13 protein-coding genes and 2 pseudogenes are annotated in these 11,922 nt (G+C 62.4%); 9 read left to right on the forward strand and 6 right to left on the reverse strand.

Annotated features, from left to right (window positions below):
- Positions 1-6 precede the first annotated feature (6 nt).
- The 3 genes and pseudogenes from AC6CIG_RS24700 to AC6CIG_RS24710 form a co-directional block, all read left to right on the forward strand.
- A complete protein-coding gene (locus AC6CIG_RS24700; protein WP_498324053.1) occupies positions 7-1,191 on the forward strand; it encodes a malate--CoA ligase subunit beta in 1,185 nt (394 codons plus the stop codon).
- A gap of 11 nt (positions 1,192-1,202) precedes the next feature.
- A complete protein-coding gene (gene sucD, locus AC6CIG_RS24705; protein ID WP_102763156.1) occupies positions 1,203-2,102 on the forward strand; it encodes a succinate--CoA ligase subunit alpha in 900 nt (299 codons plus the stop codon).
- 171 nt (positions 2,103-2,273) lie between these two features.
- Positions 2,274-2,780: pseudogene (locus AC6CIG_RS24710) on the forward strand (BCCT family transporter); the annotation flags it as partial.
- 23 nt (positions 2,781-2,803) lie between these two features.
- On the opposite strand, the pseudogene AC6CIG_RS24715 reads toward AC6CIG_RS24710, so the two are convergent.
- Positions 2,804-3,120, reverse strand: a pseudogene (locus AC6CIG_RS24715) (Y-family DNA polymerase); the annotation flags it as partial.
- 172 nt (positions 3,121-3,292) lie between these two features.
- On the opposite strand from AC6CIG_RS24715, the gene AC6CIG_RS24720 reads away from it, so the two are divergent.
- From AC6CIG_RS24720 to AC6CIG_RS24735, 4 genes are read left to right on the forward strand one after another with little or no spacing between them, the layout of a single operon-like run.
- Positions 3,293-3,601, forward strand: a complete 309-nt coding sequence (locus AC6CIG_RS24720; RefSeq protein ID WP_102764896.1) for a hypothetical protein — start codon at positions 3,293-3,295, stop codon at positions 3,599-3,601.
- Positions 3,602-3,603: 2 nt separating this feature from the next.
- Positions 3,604-4,500: a non-homologous end-joining DNA ligase LigD gene (gene ligD, locus AC6CIG_RS24725; RefSeq protein ID WP_498324054.1), complete on the forward strand. Its 897-nt coding sequence runs from the start codon at positions 3,604-3,606 to the stop codon at positions 4,498-4,500.
- A 34-nt stretch (positions 4,501-4,534) separates the two neighbouring features.
- Entirely contained in the window at positions 4,535-5,449 is a 915-nt protein-coding gene (locus AC6CIG_RS24730; protein ID WP_102763176.1) for a hypothetical protein, read from the forward strand.
- Positions 5,415-5,933 carry a DUF4334 domain-containing protein gene (locus AC6CIG_RS24735; protein WP_102763175.1) on the forward strand — a complete coding sequence of 173 codons (519 nt, stop codon included), beginning with the start codon at positions 5,415-5,417 and terminating at the stop codon, positions 5,931-5,933. Before AC6CIG_RS24730 ends, AC6CIG_RS24735 begins: the two co-directional genes overlap by 35 nt.
- A 135-nt stretch (positions 5,934-6,068) precedes the next feature.
- Here AC6CIG_RS24735 and AC6CIG_RS24740 read toward each other — a convergent pair whose 3' ends face one another.
- Entirely contained in the window at positions 6,069-6,269 is a 201-nt protein-coding gene (locus AC6CIG_RS24740) for a hypothetical protein (protein ID WP_127712390.1), read from the reverse strand.
- A 393-nt stretch (positions 6,270-6,662) separates the two neighbouring features.
- Here AC6CIG_RS24740 and AC6CIG_RS24745 point away from each other — a divergent pair, with 393 nt between their 5' ends.
- Together AC6CIG_RS24745 and adhP are read left to right on the forward strand one after the other, a co-directional pair.
- Positions 6,663-7,340, forward strand: coding sequence for a YoaK family protein (locus AC6CIG_RS24745; protein WP_498324055.1), 678 nt, complete (start codon positions 6,663-6,665; stop codon positions 7,338-7,340).
- A gap of 240 nt (positions 7,341-7,580) precedes the next feature.
- Complete coding sequence (adhP, locus tag AC6CIG_RS24750; protein WP_102763152.1) at positions 7,581-8,603, forward strand: alcohol dehydrogenase AdhP; 1,023 nt, start codon at positions 7,581-7,583, stop codon at positions 8,601-8,603.
- A 497-nt stretch (positions 8,604-9,100) separates the two neighbouring features.
- On the opposite strand, the gene AC6CIG_RS24755 is transcribed toward adhP, so the two are convergent.
- Genes AC6CIG_RS24755 through ubiT form a run of 4 tightly spaced genes read right to left on the reverse strand, consistent with a single transcriptional unit; the run spans position 9,101 to position 11,921 of the window.
- Positions 9,101-9,547 carry a hypothetical protein gene (locus tag AC6CIG_RS24755; protein WP_102763151.1) on the reverse strand — a complete coding sequence of 149 codons (447 nt, stop codon included), beginning with the start codon at positions 9,545-9,547 and terminating at the stop codon, positions 9,101-9,103.
- On the reverse strand, positions 9,544-10,479 hold the full coding sequence (gene ubiV, locus AC6CIG_RS24760) for a ubiquinone anaerobic biosynthesis protein UbiV (protein WP_102763150.1): 936 nt from the start codon (positions 10,477-10,479) through the stop codon (positions 9,544-9,546). Before ubiV ends, AC6CIG_RS24755 begins: the two co-directional genes overlap by 4 nt.
- 6 nt (positions 10,480-10,485) lie before the next feature.
- Complete coding sequence (gene ubiU / locus AC6CIG_RS24765; RefSeq protein WP_127712391.1) at positions 10,486-11,463, reverse strand: ubiquinone anaerobic biosynthesis protein UbiU; 978 nt, start codon at positions 11,461-11,463, stop codon at positions 10,486-10,488.
- Entirely contained in the window at positions 11,454-11,921 is a 468-nt protein-coding gene (gene ubiT / locus AC6CIG_RS24770; RefSeq protein WP_498324056.1) for a ubiquinone anaerobic biosynthesis accessory factor UbiT, read from the reverse strand. The genes ubiU and ubiT overlap by 10 nt, the downstream gene beginning before the upstream one ends.
- Position 11,922: the final 1 nt, after the last annotated feature.

Genomic DNA, 11,922 nt, shown 5'->3' on the forward strand with positions numbered 1-11,922 from the left:
ACAGAGATGGACATTCACGAATATCAGGCCAAGGAACTTCTCGCCCGCTATCAGATCCATATCCCGCGCGGCGGTCTTGCCTATAGTCCCGAGCAGGCGGCTTATCGTGCCAGGGAGATCGGCGGTGACCGATGGGTGGTGAAGGCGCAGGTCCACTCCGGTGCGCGCGGCAAGGCGGGCGGTGTCAAGCTCTGCTCGTCCGACCACGAGATCGTCGAGGCCGCCGATTCCATGCTCGGCCGCACGCTTGTGACGCACCAGACCGGCCCGCAGGGAAAACTGGTCAGCCGCCTCTATGTCGAGGAGGCGATGGATATCGCACGCGAGATCTATATAGGCTTCGTGCTCGACCGAAAATCCGAGCGCATCATGATCGTCGCCTCGTCTTCGGGCGGCATGGAGATCGAGGAGATCGCCGAGGCCGAGCCGGACTCGATCATCCGCGCGACCGTCGATCCCGGTGTCGGCATGCAGGACTTCCAGGCCCGCGAGATCGCATTCGGGCTCGGCATCGACAATGCCCTGATCGGCCGCGCCACGCAGACCCTGCTCGGCTGCTATCGCGCCTTCGTTGACTATGACGCCTCGATGCTGGAGATCAATCCGCTGGTCGTGACCCGTCGGGGTGACCTCGTGGCGCTCGACGCGAAAATGAGCTTCGACGAGAACGCGCTCTTTCGCCGGCCGCATATCTCCGAGATGCGCGACAAGAGCCAAGAGGATCCGCGCGAAACCTACGCGTCCGACCGTGGGCTTTCCTATGTCGGTCTCGACGGCAATATCGGCTGCATCATCAACGGTGCGGGCCTGGCGATGGCGACCATGGACATGATCAAGATCGCCGGCGGCGAGCCCGCGAATTTTCTCGACATCGGCGGCGGCGCCTCGCCTGATCGCGTGGCGAAATCCTTCCGCGCCGTGTTGAACGACAGACAAGTCGAGACGGTCCTCGTCAACATCTTCGCCGGCATCAACCGCTGCGACTGGGTGGCCGAAGGCGTGATCAAGGCTTTGCGCGAAGTCGGCGTGCCGGTTCCACTCGTCGTCCGCCTCTCCGGCACCAACATGGAAGAGGGCCGGCGCATCCTCGCCGAAGCCGGCGAAAACATCATCGTCGCGGAAACGCTGGCCGAAGCTGCCGACAAGGCAGTCGCCGCATGGCGTTCGTTCACTGCCGGCAAGGCTGCTTGAGGAGCCCAGACATGTCCATTCTGCTCGACAAGAATACCCGCGTCATCGTCCAGGGCTTCACCGGCAAGATCGGCAGCTTCCACGCCGAAGATATGAAGCGCTACGGCACCAACGTGGTCGGCGGCGTCACCCCGGGCAAGGGTGGCCAGACCCATCTCGGCATGCCGGTCTTCAACACGGTGAAGGGCGCCGTGCAGGAAACCGGCGCGGATGCCTCAATCGTCTTCGTTCCGCCGCCCTTTGCGGCCGACTCGATCATGGAAGCGGCCGACGCCGGCATCCGGCTCTGCGTCTGCATCACAGACGGGATCCCGTCCCAGGACATGATCAGGGTCAAGCGCTACATGCGGCGCTACCGCTATGAGGACCGCATGACGCTGATCGGGCCGAATTGCGCCGGCATGATCACGCCCGGCGAGGCGCTGATGGGGATTATGCCCGGATCGATCTATCTGTCCGGCCGCATCGGCATCGTCGGCCGCTCGGGCACGCTCGGCTATGAGGCCGCAAGCCAAATGAAGGCACTCGGCATCGGCGTGTCGACCTCGGTTGGTATCGGCGGCGACCCAGTCAACGGCTCGTCCTTCAAGGACATGCTGGAGCTCTTCGAGCAAGATCCAAACACCGATGCGGTCTTGATGATCGGCGAAATCGGCGGCCCGCAGGAGGCTGAAGCCGCACTATGGGCGCGCGACCACATGAAGAAGCCGCTGATCGCCTATATCGCAGGCCTTTCGGCGCCGAAGGGCCGCCGCATGGGCCATGCTGGCGCGATCATCTCCGCCTTCGGCGAATCGGCGCAGGAAAAGGTCGAAATCCTGAAGAGTGCGGGTGTCGCGATCGTTCCGACCCCGTCGTCCTTCGGCGACACAGTGGCGGACGTGCTGTCCGCCATGGGCAAGGCTGCCTGATTGGGAAAGCCCGTCGGGAGCGCGACAAAACAGACGCGGACGGCGATGGGGATGAAGGTGGTCGAGAATAGCACGCCTTTGTCGACGGACGCGATCCGCCGGATAGGGTCGCATGAGGGTGGGCCGCGCGGTAGCACCGGCCGCCGAGGGACTAACTAGGAGGAGGAAAAAATGCAGCAATCACGACCTAGTCGGATCGATCCGGCCGTATTCTGGCCGGCCATGTTCATCATCCTGGGATTCGTCGGCTGGGGGACGGTGTTTCTTGAAAGCCTGTCCTCTATCTGCAAGGTGGTTCTCAACAGCATCATTGACGGCTTCGGCTGGGGGTTCGTCGTTTCTTCGGCCGGCTTCCTGATCTTCGCACTCTTCCTGGCCGTAAGCCGCTTCGGCAAGATCCGGCTCGGACAAGATGACGAGCGGCCGGAATTCCGTACCGCCTAGTGGATCTGCATGATGTTCAGCGTCGGCATGGGCATCGGCATTGGCCTAATGTTCTGGGGCGTCGCCGAACCCATCTATCATTTCGACAGCCCGCCGCATGGGCAGGCCGCTCCGAGGAGTCTCGAAAGCCCCGTCGCGATGAAGTATTCCTACTTCCACTGGGCGCTTCACCCCTGGACCATCTACGCGGTGGTTGGCCTCGCCATCGCCTATTTCACCTTCCGCAAGGGAAAGTCTGCTGCTTCAGATCGAGGCCCCTCGAGCGAGAGTGGCTCGATCATTGGAGTATATTCGGCGAAGATCGCGCGGATCTGCTGCGAAACCGCTTCATAGACGTCGAAGCGCGACGCGAAGATCAGGTCCGGGCATTTTTGCTTGGCGGTCACCGACGGCATCGCCGAGTGGACACCATAGCCTCATAGCTTGCCGCCACCACGCCGCAGGCCGCCGATCCGCCGACGGCGATTGGTTTATTTCGAAGTGCCGGATTATCCCGCCGCTCGACCGACGCATAAAACGCGTCCATGTCGACATGGACGTTTTTTCGAACTGGGATCGAGCTCATGTCGTTCATGGCGGCTTCAGCGATCGCGATTGCGTCGGCATGTGGAATACGCCGAACAAAGCGAGCACATGGCAGGCTTCGTCGCGATAACAACCATTTCAGCGTGCGCCTCGAGCTCGCGATCGAAACTACCGGCCGCCGGCGGCGTTGTCATCCTGTCAAAGCAACACGGGAGAGCCAGATGACGGACGACAGGACTACGACGATCAGTGCGACATTCGAAACGCGAGAGGCCGCCGACCTTGCTGTCGAACATCTGGTTCAGCAGCACGGAATATCCCGGGCCGACATCTTCATCCGAGCGGCCGGCGACCGCAACACCGCCGGTGCGGCGCCGTCGGGTGGCGACGCCTCGCATGAAGAGGGCGCTCGTCGTGACGCGCCGCTCGCAGGCGGAATCGAGGTCTCGGCGGACATTGCATCCAGCCAAGCCACTGCCGTCGAGCGCAGTTTCGCAGACGCTGGCGCGCTCCGGGTATCGAGCCGCTGAGCATGGCCGACAATCTCTCAAAATATCGTGCCAAGCGCGATTTTCAGAAGACAAACGAACCGAGCGGTCAGGCTCAGGTCAAACCGTCGAACCGCCGGCGATTCGTGATCCAGAAGCACGACGCCACACGGCTTCACTATGATCTGCGGCTCGAGCTCGACGGCGTGTTCAAGAGCTGGGCGGTGACCAAAGGACCCTCGCTCGATTCGCATGACAAGCGCTTGGCCGTCGAGGTTGAAGATCACCCGCTCGACTACGGCGACTTCGAAGGCACCATTCCCATAGGTCAATATGGCGGTGGCACGGTGATGCTGTGGGACCGCGGCTATTGGGAGCCGGAAGGCAGGAAGTCGCCGGAAGAGGCCCTGAGGAAGGGTGACTTCAAGTTCACGCTCGAGGGCAAGCGGCTGCACGGCAGCTTCGTCCTGGTCCGTATGCGCAATGACCGCGATGGCGGCAGCTTCTGCAAGACCACCGGCGGCAAGGGACTGCATGTCGTCACCCCGCTTGCCATCAATAAGCGCAAGCCTCTGTCATGGTCAGAGGCCAAGGGCTTCACCCATGATGTCTGCCAAGAAATGGCTCGCGACAATCCCGGCCTCTATCTCATCAAGATGACCAAGAGCCTTCGCGGCGGAAGGATCTTCCTCGACTATCTCCGCAACGATCGGATGGCGACGGCCGTGGCGCCGCTGTCACCGCGGGCTCGCCCGGGCGCGACAGTCTCGATGCCGCTCAACTGGACGCAGGTGAAATCGAACCTAAACCCGAAGCGATATACCGTGCGCACGGTACCGGCTCTGCTTGCGAAAACCACAGCCTGGCAGGACTATTGTGACGGCGAACGGCCGCTCGAACAGGCGATCAAGCGTCTCGGAAAATCCAGACGGGCCGCATGATCGCGACAAAATTGGCAGGCTCGGACCATGCCCCATGGATGAAGAAACGAACGACCAATCTCCCGCGCCCGCCCGTGTGGGCGCCACGACAGACCTACCTCATGACCGAATAACGATTGCACAGTTTCGGGAGGCGTTCCCGCGTGCCCGCTGGAGCGACAGGTTGAACGCATGGTTCGTGCCGGGCCGCACAGCCCAAAAGCGCATCAGCCGCTGGCTGGCCGAGATGGAGGCGGAGGCCGACAGGTTTGCGGACGAGAAGGGCAGGGACGCCTTCGCCTTCGAGCCGATCGAGAGCCGCTACCTTGAGGCCGGGCCGGCAACCTTTCAGATCCGGACCCCCTATTCACGTAGCGTCATCGACGAAATACGCGAAATCCCGCACGCGCGCTGGGACGCCGATCGGCGCCTCTGGACTGTACCTTACCGCTCGTTTGACGAACTCCGGCGGCGCTGGCCGGCGATCGAACGGGCCGCTATGCGCAGCGAGCCCGAAGCCCGCCGCAAAAGGCGCGAAGCGCTCAAGGGTACAGAGGCAGACGAGACGTCCAAAGCGAAGGCAAGGGAGCGCCGGCGCAAGCGCTATCCGGTTCCCGCCCATGATGCCCCGCCGCTCGAGCGCGCGATCGGCACGCATGTCGGCGTCGTCTTCTTCACCGGCACGGACGGTGAACTGGCCGGCCCGGCGGCGGTGAGTATGTTCTATTTTCCCGCGGCTGAGCGCGAAGAATATGTCTGGGCCTCCTGGCGAGCGGGCGCACTCGAGGAACTGGTGACGGCCTGGCCCGCACGAACACCGCCCACCCAGAGCCAGCTCGATCGAGGCTGGTGGACGCCGACGCTGGATGAGTTGCGGATCGCCCGACGGGACGCCAGATCGAAGCGTCGGGTCAGGGAGCGGAAGCAGAAGGATAATTCTTCCGGTGAGAGAACAGCAGACGGTCTGTGAGGAGTTTCAACGCCTACCTCAGATCGAGCCGCGGGAACTCGTCGGCCTCTGGAGGGGACGCGGCATACCGGCAGGACATCCGTTCGACGGCGTGCTGGAAAATCTCGGCTGGTTCGGCAAACGGTTCACGCCGGACATGCGCGCCGACGCATTGCTGTTTTGCTCGGGCGAACGCCGGCTGGTCGCCCTCGAACCGAGTTGGATACCGCTTGGCCTGGCGCTGCGCTTCCATCAGCTCGGGAGGACGCGTGTGGCGAGAAATCTGTTTTCCCATCTTCAGCGTCGACTGCGGGCGAGAGGGCCAGTGGCTTCCTTGAAGAGCTTGGTGTTTCGTGGCGTCGAGAGCGCAGCCATGGTCTATGACCACCAGCCCATCATCGATTTTTTCCGGCGCATCGATGAGGTGAGGATCATGGGGGCGATGACGATCAGAGGCGACGAGCGGATCTATTTCTTCGAACTCGAGCGTGTCGATGAGCCTTGAAAACCGGGGAGTGGGACATCATCTATCGCCTAGCACCCGTTTCGATGATCGCTTGGCCCGAGCAGTTTACCTGCCGCGCGCGGTCGTCCGGGTCCGACAGGGCGCTCCCCGCAAGGGTCGAGCGCCCTGTCTGTTTTAGCCGTCCGGCTTCCTGCTCATGTCGAACACCGCGGCGTTGGCCTGTACCTCGCGCAGTCCTTTGTAGGAAGCGTGTAGCGCAGACAGTTCCCAGCGGTGGAAAAGCGGTCTCTTGCGATACGACCGGTTTAAATCCAAAAAGCAGGTTGCTGTTGACCCCGCGCCGCCGCGCTCATTCCCGACATCAAATACCGCCATAGTGTCCACTTAGCACTTGGTGGACACTATTCCCACTCCGCGGCAGTGCCGGTAGGCGGTCATCACGCCACGCTTACGGCTAAGTTGCACCCTTCGCCAACGGAAACCGGCACCAAACCAAATCCCATCGCCCCAAGCATTCCGTAGATTGCCTTTTCACACGTGCCGAAGAGTTCTCAACTCGCTGATCGCAACGATGCTTGCGCGTTCGCCACCGGGTTATGTTAAAGCGGGCGCTGGTGAGGTGCGAGCCGATAGCCGGTTGCGCAATCCACGCCTTGAGAAGCACCCCTCCTCCGTATTCTCTGGGAAGTGGTCTCAGCGGAGTTGGAGTGCTTGCCACAGAGGGCGCAGTTTGCTTTCGTTCCTGCGTTTCAATTTGGGAAGAAACCAATGACGGTGCAGCGGCGGAGGCGGATCATAAAACGGCGGCGGAGTTCTGTTGGTTTGGCGCTTGTCGCTGCAATATCGTTCCTAGCGGGCATGACCGACGCCATAGGACTCATGTCCATCGGAGACTTCGTGTCCTTCATGAGCGGCAACACGACTCGTGCGTCCGTCGCACTCGTCCAAGGCGATGCCGCTCAAGGGTTGCTTCTCATAGGAGGGCTGGTCAGCTTCGTACTCGGCAACGCCGCGGGAGTGATCGTATCGATCCGGCTTAGACCGCAAGCCGCCTTGTTGTTTGTATCTGTTCTCCTCGCATGCGCCGCGTTGCAAGAAGGCCAACCAGAACTCGGTTTCGTTTTGCTCATTTTCGCCATGGGAGCGGTCAACGCCTCTGTCGAGCAGATCGAAGGTCTGCCGGTTGGTTTGACGTACGTCACGGGGGCACTCTCGCGCTTCGGCCGCGGACTCGGGCGGTGGGCGATGGGCGTCCGCAACACGCAGTGGATCATTCAAATCGTGCCGTGGCTTGGCATGTTTGCAGGAGCCATCATGGGCGCGGTCCTGGTGCGAGAAGCAGGGGATCTCGCTCTATGGGTGCCGTCGCTTGCCGCCCTGTTGCTTACTGCCGTAGCGTTCCAGATACCCCGCCGCTGGCAAAGTAGGTTCATCCAAAATCGTTAGGGCGAATGTGCCCGTGCTGTCCCTCTGCCACCGTATCCAAGTCAGGGTTGCCGGCCGCCCTGGTTAGTGCGGGCCACGGTCTCGCTTCTGAGACAACTTTCTCGTGGAAATGCCCTTCTTTGATGCCCGTCAAGGAACGCTGGTCCCCAGCCGCTAAGCTCTTGCTCGTTAGCGCTGCTCGAAGGGGGTGCGCACTGCCGGCTTCGCCGGCGCCGACATTGAGCTTTGGAGGATATCGACATGACGATGACAGCCGCTGTGGTCCGAGAGTTCGGCAAGCCGCTTGTGATTGAGGAAGTTCCGGTTCCGCAGCCAGGACCCGGACAGGTCCTGATCAAATACGAGGCCACGGGCGTGTGCCACACCGACCTGCATGCCGCCAAGGGCGACTGGCCGGTGAGACCCAATCCGCCTTTCATTCCCGGTCACGAGGGCGTTGGCTACGTTGCCAAGCTCGGCGCCGGCGTCACACACCTGAAGGAAGGGGACCGGGTCGGCGTGCCGTGGTTGCACACCGCCTGCGGCTGCTGCACGCCGTGCCGCACCGGCTGGGAGACGCTCTGCGGCAGCCAGCAGAATACCGGCTACTCGGTCGACGGCACTTTTGCCCAATATGGCCTAGCTGATCCCGATTACGTTGGGCGGCTGCCCAGGACGTTGGAATTCGGACCGGCGGCTCCGGTGCTCTGTGCCGGCGTGACAGTCTACAAAGGCTTAAAGGAGACCGAGGTCAGACCCGGAGAATGGGTTCTCGTCTCCGGCATCGGCGGCCTCGGCCACATGGCGGTCCAGTACGCCAAGGCCATGGGCATGCATGTCGCCGCAGCCGACATATTCTCCGACAAGCTCGCCCTTGCCGAGAACCTCGGCGCCGATCTTGTTGTCGACGCGCGGGCGCCCGACGTGGTCAAAGAGGTGCAGAGGCGAACAGGCGGCCTGCACGGCGCGCTGGTCACGGCAGTCTCGCCGAAGGCCATGGAACAGGCCTACAGCATGCTGCGTTCGAAAGGTACGATGGCGCTGGTCGGTCTGCCGCCCGGGCAGATCTGCCTGCCGGTGTTCGACACGGTGTTGAAGCGTATCACGGTACGCGGTTCGATCGTCGGCACCCGCCAGGATCTCGAGGAGGCATTAGAATTTGCCGGCGAGGGCAAGGTCGCGGCCCACTTCTCCTGGGACAAGATTGAGAACATCAACGCCATTTTCGAGCGAATGGAAGCAGGCAAGATAGACGGCCGTATCGTTCTCGATCTGAACGGTTGAGTTTTCGATTACAGACCGCGGTGTCGAAAAGACTACCCCCTGGCGACCTATCCGGTAGACAGGGGGTAGTCTCACTTTTGGTCTAAACGGCAGCGATATGACTCGCGCGGGAGTGCCTGGGAAGGCCTCGATGTCAATCTAATTCACTCTCACGCCATGTATGTAACTGGGGAGAGCGCAAAGCGTACTTATTGGATTCAACGAGTTCCCCAAAGAGCAGACCAATTATCAAAGCTTGCGCTCCCAACAGTCGGCTATCGCGGCTTCATTTTCTTACCGGCCGTCAGGGTCGGATACGGAGAGGACGGCACGTGTCACGAAGAACACGCCCATCTGTACCGCCCGCGTGCTTTTGCTCCTCGTGGAGCGCTTCGAATAGAGAACTCATCTCTCCAAGAGCGATGGTCTGAGACACGACGATGTCCAGTGCCGCTTCTCGCCACGGGGTTCGCTTCAAGGCGTTCATACAGTCCATCCCTTCATTATACTGAGTGGCTTTACTCATCGATGCCGGCAGACGCGCAACTGGCGCTTTCGGAAATCTCCTTCACCATGTCGCTTGCAAACCGAAGCTGGCGCGATTGTCTCAACAGACTTGAACCCAGCTCGGCGGTCGCGGCGATGTCGCCGAAGAGCAAGCCCGCTTCAACAATCATGCCGTCGTCCAACGCCGCGGGTTCGTTCGAGTCGAAATCAGCAAGCAACACGAGCAGCGCCTCGATCCTTCGCCGTTGCTCGTCGGCAGCGGCCAGCAGGCGCTGCGCGATTCGGTTCCGTTCAAGTTTTTCCAGGTCGCGCAGCGCCCCGTCCACTCGGTCGCGGCATTCACAGTCGACGGCGCTGCTCAGGACCGCGCCACGCATGCGCCCGACTGCGCGGCTGATCTCCTCGTTTGCTTGTGCGAAGGTCGATGCGATTTCCAATGCGGAATCGTTCGCTTTCATGCGTTTGCTCCGTGTGCAATGTTTCGTGCGCGGGCGACCCAGGCGGCGCCTTCCTGTCCGTGGTGAAACCCGTTGGAGAACGGGGCGGCGGGATAGATCTGCCGCAGCCGGACGAGACCGTCTTCAGCATCCACGTTGCCCTGCAGGACCTCGTCGTAGAGACGGGCGACCGCCACCATGTCGCAATCCTGTGGCGAAAGGCGAAAGCGCCTCACTCCGGAACCGATGAGGTCCGACAGATCGGCTAGGAGCGCCTGACAGGTGAAGGAAACCGTCTGCACGCCGTTGAGCGCCAGAAAGGACTGCCCGTCGAGCGTGTTCACGGCCAGTCCGTCAGGATCGTCCTTGCAGACGAACTGGCAGTTGTCCTTGATGTGCCCCTTGGCGCGGGCATGAGCGCAGCGGGCCGAAATTGCAAGTGGCATGCGGCCGAAGGCGAGCATTTCGAAGGCGACGCCGGGCGTTTGCGAAACGATCTCGTCGATTGAACTTGCCGGAAGTTCGGGGGGCAGGCATATGCTCCTTGCGCCCCGCCTCGCAAGCACACGGGCCGTCGCAGCGTTGTAGACGTTGACAAGCGGCCCGATCCAGTGCGGCTCGCCTTCAAGCAGGGCCAGAGCGGAGAGATCGTTCGCCTCGACGGGGTAGGGGCTGTCGGCAACCAGACTGCGCACATACTGGCTCTCGCGCTCGAGCGTCACGAGGGCGAGGGTGGAAAAGACGATGCGTTTTCCCGCCGCCAGGAGCCGCTCGATCACCGGCGGGAAATGGGGATCGGTAAAGTGCAGCCGCTTCGAGCAGACGGTCTCTCCGATGACGACGTGGGTCACCGGAGCCTCGTCTGCGATGCGAAAGTAGAAGTCCCGCCATTTTTCCCCCTCCCAGAGATAGAGGACCGGACCGAGCGTCAGCGTGGGTTTGCCGGCATTCATGCCTGTTTACCTCCAGCGTTTTTCGTAGGCGCCGGACGTAGTCCGCTGCCCCTCGCTCAACAGCCTGAGGCGGGCCAGAAGCGTACGGCGCTCTTCCGGGCGAGCATCGAGTGCCTTGCGTAGGGTTGCGACGACTTCGGCGACATAGGCTTTGCCCCGCTGCCGCCCTTCGATCTTCAGTGCACTGACGCCCGCCTCCCGGAGGGCGTCGATCTGTTCCATGACGTCGAGCGAGACCGGATCCTCGAAGGCGTAGCCGCGGGCATTCGCAATGTCGAACCTCCCCTTGCAGAGCGTCGGATAGCCGGCCGCCTCGTCACGGGGAAAGCGGTTGATGGTGTAGGCGCCAAGCTCGGAGACGAGATCACCCCGGTCCTGCCGATAGCGCACGTGACTTGCGGGGGAGCACACGCCGTTCATGTTGGGCGATTTGCCGGTGGCGTAGGATGACAGCGAGCAGCGACCTTCCGCCATAACGCAGAGCCCGCCGAAGACGAAGACCTCGATCTCGCAGCGGATCTGGCGGGCGAGCCGCGCGATGTCGGAGATCGTCAGCGTGCGCGGGAGCACGACCCGCTTTGCGCCGAAGGCCCCCACCAGGAAATTCACCGCATCCGGATTGGACGCGGATGCCTGCACCGACACGTGCAGCCGCTGCTCGGGATAGGTTTCCGCGACATGGGCCATTAGGCCGAAGTCCGCAAGGATGAGCGCGTCTGCGCCGAGCCGGACCGCGTCCGCCGCTGCCTGGTACCACAAGCCTTCATGTCCGGCGCGCATGAAGGTGTTGAGCGCGACGAAGGTCTTAGCGCCTCTCCGATGGGCATAAGCGATGGCTTCGCCGAGTTCCTCGCGCGAGAAGTTGAGGCCGGGGAAATTCCGCGCATTGGTCTCGTCGCGGAAGCCGCAATAGACGGCTTCAGCACCGGCATCGACGGCCTCGCGGAAAGCGGCGGGCGTCCCCGCCGGGCAGATCAGTTCCATGCGGCATTCTCCCCGGAAAGCGTGCGGCGGCGGATTGCTGCCGCGGTGCGGCTGACCAGCGGTCCGAGCGGCCCGGCGGAAGCGCCAAGGTCGCGCGGCAGGTCGATCTCGCAGCCGTCGAGTGCGTTGCGGAGGGCCAGCATCGCCTCCATGTCTCCGCCGACGGTGAGCGCCCGCGAGAAGAACAGGGCGTCTGCGTCGCAGCGGCCTTCCAGAAGCGCCAGTAGCAGGAATAGGGGGCCCTCCACGACAGCGTCTGCAGCGCAATCGGCCGGCTTGCGCGTTACCGACACCGCCGCGCGTGACGGCTCCACCACAAAGACGAGCGGCACGTCGAGCGGACAAAAGGCATAGCGCTTCCCCCTGTGCTCCCCGAGGCGGTCGAAGAGCGCGGGATGCCTTTCGAGCAAGCTTTTGAACATCAACTTCACCGCCCCGTCGATCAAAGCGATAGGCACG

The sequence above is a fragment of the Sinorhizobium sp. GQ132 genome (assembly GCF_059758575.1).